Source organism: uncultured Mailhella sp. (genome assembly GCF_947631555.1).
Taxonomy (GTDB): Bacteria; Desulfobacterota; Desulfovibrionia; order Desulfovibrionales; family Desulfovibrionaceae; genus Mailhella.
Window position 1 is genome coordinate 1 of sequence record NZ_CANRLT010000103.1, and the last position, 6,164, is coordinate 6,164.

Sequence of the window (6,164 nt, forward strand, 5' to 3'; positions counted from 1 at the left end):
ATGTCAAAGGCCTGCATGAAGGCCTGGGTATATTTTTCTTCATTGCTCATCAGAAAAGCTCCTTCCAGGTTTCAAGAATTTTTCCAGCGATTTTCTCTGGAGTAAGGCCGCACAGATCGAGCAGATGTGCATAATCCCCGGCATGGGGGTAACTGCCAGAAACGCCCAGGATGAGATGCGGTGGCCGTACGGATTTCAGAGCCAGCGTTTCGGCAACTGCACTGCCCAGCCCGCCGGTGAAGGAATGTTCTTCCAGGGTGACCAGCAGTTTCCTTTTGCACGCCGCTTCCACGGCTGCGGTATCCAGAGGCTTGATTGTGTGCATGTCGAGAACCGAAGCAGTGATTCCCGCTGCTTCAAGTTTTTCGGCGGTTTTCAGTGCATAGTAGACCATGCTGCCCGTGGCGATGAGGGACACATCGCGGCCTTGACGCAGCTCAATGGCCTTACCGACCTCAAAATCAAAATCGTTCGTGTAGACGATGGGGGTATTCATCGCACCGGTAAGACGAAGGTATACGGGGGCGCTGAGTCTGGCAGCGGCAAGGGTGGCTTTCACCACAGCGGTGCAGTCCGCCGGAGAAAGGATAACCACGTTGGGCAGGGCACGCATGACTGCCAGATCCTCGAGACTCATATGCGTAGGGCCAAGAATCCCAACTGAAAAACCAGCCGTAAGCCCCACAAGCTTAATGGGCAGACCCATGTATCCCATGTTTACCTTTACCTGGTCTGCACTGCGCATGGACGCAAAAGCTGCATAGGTCGTGGCGAAAGGAACAAAGCCCTCTCTGGCGAAACCTGCCGCCATACCAAGCATATTCTGTTCGGCAATACCGGTGTTGAAGAATCTGTCCGGATACTGTGATTTAAAGCGTTCCAGTCCGGAAAAGGAACAAAGATCCGCCGTAAGGATAAGGGTGCGCGGTTCTGTTTCCGGCAAGGCCAGTGCCGCCTGTCCGAAAGCTCCGCAAGGACCGAGGCGCGACCATAATCTGATACTCATCGGGTTAAAAGCGATCATTTGCCAGTCTCCAGCTCCATGATCGCCTGCTCATACAGTCCTTGCGTGACAACACCGTTATGCCACCTGGACATGTTCTCCATGAAGGAGACACCCTTGCCCTTAACCGTCTCGGCAATGATGGCCAAAGGTTTCTCTGTGCGCCTGTGGAACGCTTCTCTCAGGGCTTGCACGTCATGTCCGTCCACAACGAAGGTCTCCCATCCAAAGGCCTTCCATTTGGCTGAAAAATCCGCCAGAGCCAAAACATCCTCCGTACTGCCGTCATACTGCAGCCCGTTTTTGTCTATGACGGCGACCATATTGGCCAGCCCGTAATGAGAAGCTGCCATAGCCGCTTCCCATACCGAGCCTTCATCACATTCCCCATCGCCGAGGATGACAAAAACGCGGGAACGCTCGTTGTCCTTCCTACGCAGAGACAGGGCAACGCCGATACCAAGGGAAAGTCCCTGACCCAGACTTCCGCTCGCGAAGTCTATACCCAGGACGGTATTCACGGCAGGATGTGCGCTGATGCGGGAACCGTTGGCCTTGTACGAGAGCAGCTCCTCTTCTGTCAGCAGACCCAGCTGTTTCAAGGCAGCATATTGGGCCATCACGCCATGTCCCTTGCTCAGAATAAGCCGGTCGCGATATTCCGCTGATGGGTCCGCAGGCTCGAAGGACATCGCGCCGTCATAAAGAGCCGCCATAATCTCAACCAGCGAAAGCGAGCCACCCATATGCGCACCCTGAGACTTTGCCGCCAGCCCCATTTTGAGAATGTCTCTGCGCATTTCTTTCGTATCCATCGCCGCACCCTCAGACTTTACCGCCATCGATGCGCAGAATCTGGCCGTTGATGAAAGAGGCTTCTTCCGAAGCGAGGAAAACCACGGTCCTGGCCACCTCTTCCGGCAGTGCACGGCGTTTCATGGCGCATTGAGCCATCATGGATTCTTCCGCCTTCCTTTCCATCTGATCCGCCATTTCCGTAGCGACAAGCCCCGGAGCAACAGCGTTCACCCGCACTCCCAGAGGTCCGCATTCCGAGGCCAGGGTTCGCGTGAACGCCATGACCGCAGCCTTGGAAAGCCCATAGGCACAGCTCCCGGCCGGCATGTCGAGACCGAGTACGGAACCGAGATTGATGATGGATCCCTGGCCGCGGCGCAGCATGTACCGCAAAAGAAACTGCGTCAGCTCCATCATGGCAAAGAGATTGATATCGAAGATCTCCCTGATTCTTGCCATGCCGGTCATCTGGAACAGGCAGCCGTGGGCCACCCCTGCGTTGTTCACAAGGATATCCACAGGAACTTTTGAGGATATAAGACTGCGTAACGCCGTCTTCATCGCCTCGCTGTCCGTCAGGTCGAAGAAGACCGGTGTCACCGTCACACCATGCTCCGAGGCAAGAGCGGCGCACCATTCGCGAAAGTCCGGGGTATCCCGCCGTGCATGAGCGACAACGTCCGCGCCATTGCGGGCAAACTCCGTTACAAGCGCCTTGCCTATGCCTCTGTTCGTGCCGGTGATGAAGGCGGTCTTTCCTTCAAGCATGGTTCCCTTCCCTGAAATAGGAAATCCAGTAGTCGATCTTTTCCTTGCGGTTCATCTTGCCTTCCGGCGTCACATACTCACGCACGGGAGCCACCAGAGAGCCTTCCATATCCACAAGGCAGAAGCCCCAGGACAAGCCCACGCCGAAGGTTGCCATGCAGAGGTTCTTCACCGGGCGGCGGCCAAGCTCACGGCAGATATCGACCACCACCGCAGCTGCCCCGCAGTTGCCATATTCCGAAAATGCCTCAGCAGACCACTTGCCCCGGGGAACGCCTGCGTACATGGCCACAGTCCGCACGATTTGTTTGTTGGCCTGATGGAACGCGAAATAATCAACGTCCTCCAGAGTCTTCCCGGAAAATTCGAGGAGCTCCCTGATGCCTTTCGGACCAACATCAGTCGTGAATCTGAATACATCGATGCCTTTCATGATATCGTCGCAGAGCCGCCACACATTGCCTGTGTCGTCCGTGATCTCCAGTCCGGCGATGTCCGCCCTCATGGGCAGGTTGTAACCGCCCGCGGGGGCGATGAGCTTGTCCCAGTCTCTGCCGCGCGTGCCGGTCACGAAAAACGCGGGCCGCTCCTCAGCGGTGTACTCCAGAAGTGTGGCCGTTCCCGCGTCCCCGAAGAGCATGTTGGAATTGCGGTTGCGCCTGTCGGAATGCAGGCTGGCAATCTCTCCCGCCAGCACCAGGCATTTTTTCGCCGCACCGCCGGCGATGAGCGAATGCGCTGTCCACAGTCCGTGCACATAGGCAGAACAGGACAGCCCGCCAATGTCGAAACAGGTGCAGTCCTCGCTCAGCCCCAGGCGTCCCTGCAGAATGCAGGCCGAGGCAGGGTAGTGATAGTCGTGGGAAGTGGAAACCACGATGAGAGCGTCGATACTGCCCTTGTCCACTCCTAGCGCGGCAAGGAGATCACGGGCCGCCGCCTCGCACAGATCGGCGTTGGTTGTGCGTTCATCCGCCACATGGCGCTTGCCGAGACCGAGGATCTTTTTATTGCGTTCCAGGAGCTTCACATCGTTATGAAAAAACTTCAGCTCGTCTTCAATGCGGATGAAGTTTTCAGGTACGACGCAGGTCACGCCGCTGATTTTGACATGGGTAAAACAAGTCCTAGACATTAGATGACTCCGCCGCAATCCAGGATATAGTTCTGTGCCGTTATCCAGCGCGCCTGTTCGGAAAGAAGGAAAATGACCATATTGGCCACATCGGAGACTTGCCCCAGACCGAAAGGGTACTTGCCTTCTGCATAGGCACGTTCGATATCACCCGCCATACCTGTCTCAATGAGCGTGGGAGAGATGCAGTTGACCCTGAGCCCGGCTGGCGCCAGTTCGCGTGCGATGGACTGCATCGTCGCGATAAGCGCGCCTTTTGAGCCGGCATAGGCTGTCATGCCCGGATCGCAGCGGACCCCCCCCGCAGAGGCGATACATACCACCGCACTTCCCTTGCCATTATTGCTGCGCCTGTCAGCAAAGCCTTTTGCCATAAACACCGGCGCAAAGTAGTTGATATTAAAAATGTCATGAAGAGTGGGCAGGTCTACGGCACGAAGCGGATGAATACCTCCCATTCCCGCACAGTACGCCAGGCCCTGGAACTTGCCGTACTTTTCGCGAAGCTGTTTCACATAGGCGGGGAGACTTGCAATGTCTTCGGCAAGATCCTTCTGTTCGAGAAAGACGTTTTCCGGGAAGCGGGCTTTTTCCTTCATGGCCAAAAGGCGTTCTTCATTGCGCCCGATGCCGATGACCGCCGCCCCAAGCTCATTGAGCAGCAGCGCTACGCCTTCACCAATGCCGGAAGAGGCGCCGGTTACGAGAAAACGCTGATCCGCCGTGAAGGAAATCATGCTACAGTCCCGCCTTCTGCGCGATGTCTTCAATGGTTTTCATGTCACGGTAGTCAGACATGGTCGTTCTGACGCCGAAGGTCTTATCCAGAAAAGCCATGGTCGCCATCACGGAAAGCGAATCCCATTCTTCCAGATCCTTCAGCACGGTTGCAAAGGAAAGCTCCTCTTCCGTCTGAAGCACGTCCTGCATTTCCGTAAGAAATTCTTCTCTGCTCATGGTTATTCTCCTTTAAATTGTTTGATCCAGCGTTCCAGCTGCTGGTCTCTGGTCATCTTGTCCTTTGGTGGGATATAGGTGGTGAATCCCCCCTGATACATCCCTGATACGTCAACAGCCGCTCCCCCCCAGGCAAGACCGACCCCAAAGGTGCAGAAGAGAACGTTCTTCAACGGTACATCCTTTGGCTGGTCACAAAGCACAGTAACAACGGAATTGGTAGAGTGATTGGCGTATTTTAAAAACACGTCGGAGGGGGACTTTTCTTGGGGAATACCGGCCCTGTCGATAATATTCTCTACAATTTGCCTGTTGGCCTGATGGATGGCGAAAAGATCCACAGCATCATTTTCCCATCCTGCTTCCGTCAGGGTTTGCCGAATAAGTGCAGGGGCTATGTTGATGCTGAAATTAAAGACGTCCTCACCCTTCATCATGCCTTGCCCATGAGTCCAGGGATTACCGGCAGTATCTTTCACCACGAGTGCCGTTGTCCTCGGATCACAGGGAATCCTCATCCCACCTACAGGATGAATGATTTTGTCCCAGCCAGTGCCGTCAGTTCCCATGACAAAAGTGGCTTTGCGCGGATCCTCCGTATACTGCAGAAACGTGGCAGAGGCGGAATCGCCGAACACCGGAGCCACTTTTCTGTTGCGCTGATCTGTGGTTCTGGCACACAAGTCCCCTGCCAGGAGAAGGCAGTTTCGAGCCACTCCGCTTGAAATCATGGCATGGGCCGTCCACAGACCCTGGATATAACCAGTGCAGCCCTGGTTGATGTGCAGGGCAGAGCAGGACGTGCGCAGTCCCAGTTCACCATGAGCAATACAGGCGTCTGAGGGTTCGGGATAGTCGGGCTTCTGATTGACAAAGATGAGTAGCTCGATGCTTTCCACCGCTATCTTCATTTCCGCCATCAGTTTGCGGGCGGCATCCACGGCAAGGTCGGTCACCGTGGTATTCTCATCGGCGACATAGCGGCGGCCATAGCCCATCATTTTTTTTGCCCGGGCAAGTTTCTTGGGAGAGCCTCCGAAAAACTCCAGTTCTTCATCAATATCAATCGTATGCTCGGGCAGGCTTGTTTTTACACCTGCAATTTTTACATTCCTGAAGGTAGATACTGCCATGCAGAATATCCTTTCTTAGGTGACGGAGCCAACCGTTGTGCACCTTAGTGTTCCGTTTTTATATCCAGAAGCTTAATCCCGCATAGGGAAATTGCTTTTCTCCTCCTGCTCCAGGAAATCGAACAGAGAAACTTCAGAAAACGCGACAGCCGTGACCTGGCCAGCTCAGGCTGTACCCGGAGGCACACGTTCAGCTGGTTCGCGTCGGGGGCAGAAACTTCAGACGGCGACTGGAAAGAATGGACATGATGCCGCGCAGGAAGGGCGGCGAGCAGCTCATGCAGGCGCGACAGCCAGGCCTGGGCACTGTCCATGCGGTCCAGCGCGGCACGCTGCTCCCGCGCCAGATTAAGAGCGAAATCCGGCGACT

Annotated in this window: 7 protein-coding genes; all 7 read right to left on the bottom strand. The window is 55.4% G+C overall.

Features of this window, described 5'->3' with window-relative positions; all coding sequences use genetic code 11:
* Positions 1–49: 49 nt before the first annotated feature.
* Genes Q0Z94_RS10630 through Q0Z94_RS10660 form a run of 7 tightly spaced genes read right to left on the bottom strand, consistent with a single transcriptional unit; the run spans position 50 to position 5,794 of the window.
* Entirely contained in the window at positions 50–1,024 is a 975-nt protein-coding gene (locus Q0Z94_RS10630; protein WP_298069540.1) for a transketolase C-terminal domain-containing protein, read from the bottom strand.
* Positions 1,021–1,818 (bottom strand): transketolase, encoded by a 798-nt coding sequence (locus Q0Z94_RS10635; protein ID WP_298069542.1) that lies wholly within the window; start codon positions 1,816–1,818, stop codon positions 1,021–1,023. Before Q0Z94_RS10635 ends, Q0Z94_RS10630 begins: the two co-directional genes overlap by 4 nt.
* 10 nt (positions 1,819–1,828) lie before the next feature.
* Positions 1,829–2,569 (bottom strand): SDR family oxidoreductase, encoded by a 741-nt coding sequence (locus tag Q0Z94_RS10640; protein WP_298069544.1) that lies wholly within the window; start codon positions 2,567–2,569, stop codon positions 1,829–1,831.
* Complete coding sequence (locus Q0Z94_RS10645; protein ID WP_298069546.1) at positions 2,562–3,704, bottom strand: ketoacyl-ACP synthase III; 1,143 nt, start codon at positions 3,702–3,704, stop codon at positions 2,562–2,564. The genes Q0Z94_RS10640 and Q0Z94_RS10645 overlap by 8 nt, the downstream gene beginning before the upstream one ends.
* A complete protein-coding gene (locus tag Q0Z94_RS10650) occupies positions 3,704–4,441 on the bottom strand; it encodes an SDR family oxidoreductase (RefSeq protein WP_298069548.1) in 738 nt (245 codons plus the stop codon). Before Q0Z94_RS10650 ends, Q0Z94_RS10645 begins: the two co-directional genes overlap by 1 nt.
* Before the next feature lies 1 nt (position 4,442).
* A complete protein-coding gene (locus Q0Z94_RS10655; RefSeq protein WP_298069550.1) occupies positions 4,443–4,661 on the bottom strand; it encodes a phosphopantetheine-binding protein in 219 nt (72 codons plus the stop codon).
* Between the two features lie 2 nt (positions 4,662–4,663).
* Positions 4,664–5,794 (bottom strand): ketoacyl-ACP synthase III, encoded by a 1,131-nt coding sequence (locus tag Q0Z94_RS10660; protein ID WP_298069552.1) that lies wholly within the window; start codon positions 5,792–5,794, stop codon positions 4,664–4,666.
* Positions 5,795–6,164: the final 370 nt, after the last annotated feature.